Source organism: Mesorhizobium sp. M2A.F.Ca.ET.037.01.1.1 (assembly GCF_003998075.1).
Classification (GTDB): domain Bacteria; phylum Pseudomonadota; class Alphaproteobacteria; order Rhizobiales; family Rhizobiaceae; genus Mesorhizobium.
Genome location: NZ_RZSA01001841.1, coordinates 1 through 418, shown reverse-complemented (window position 1 = coordinate 418; position 418 = coordinate 1). Strand labels below are relative to the sequence as shown.

At 69.6% G+C, this 418-nt stretch carries 1 pseudogene; it reads left to right on the top strand.

Annotated features, from left to right (window positions below):
• Window positions 1-418: pseudogene (locus EOA27_RS40105) on the top strand (primosomal protein N'); the annotation flags it as partial.

The following is a 418-nucleotide window of genomic DNA, read 5'->3' as shown; positions in this document are numbered from 1 at the left end:
GGTGCGCGGCCATATCGGCGGCTTTCCCGTCGTGCTCGCCTCGGCGACGCCGTCGGTGGAAAGCCGGGTCAATGCCAGCCAGGGCCGCTACGACCGGGCCGTGCTGTCGTCGCGTTTCGCGGAAGCCGCGCTCCCCGATCTGAAGTCGATCGACATGCGGCGCTCGCCGCCGGCGCGCGGCGGCTTCCTGTCGCCGGTCCTGCTGGAACAGATGCAGCGCACGCTGGAGAGGAAGGAGCAGTCGCTGCTCTTCCTCAACCGGCGCGGCTATGCGCCGCTGACGCTCTGCCGCGTCTGCGGCCATCGCTTCGGCTGCCCGGTCTGTTCGGCCTGGCTGGTCGAGCATCGCTTTCGCGGCCAGCTCGTCTGCCATCATTGCGGCCATAATGAGCGGCGGCCGGAGGCTTGTCCGGAATGC